The sequence below is a fragment of the Bradyrhizobium sp. Kon69 genome (assembly GCF_055807515.1).
Genome location: NZ_JBVVOS010000336.1, coordinates 1 through 275 on the forward strand (window position 1 = coordinate 1; position 275 = coordinate 275).

Genomic DNA, 275 nt, shown 5'->3' on the forward strand with positions numbered 1-275 from the left:
TGGGGCAGGCGCAACTCGAGGAATACTTTCAGGAATACATCGGTCGCGTCGACATTGTGATGGCAGCCGAAGGCACTGGCGCTGAACGACTCTTGGCCTACCTCAATTATTGGGCCAAGACCCAGGCATTCGATCATCCCGATGAGAAATGCCTGGTGGTGAAACTGGGTGCCGAAGTCTGCGACTTCTCCGAGGACATGCGCACCGTGGAGGAGGAGGGCACCGCGCTCATCATTCAGCGCATCATGCGATGTGTTGAGGAAGGCATGGCCGAT

Annotated in this window: 1 pseudogene; it reads left to right on the forward strand. The window is 57.1% G+C overall.

Annotated elements, in window-relative coordinates:
* Positions 1 to 275: pseudogene (locus tag AC0L3U_RS39375) on the forward strand (TetR/AcrR family transcriptional regulator); the annotation flags it as partial.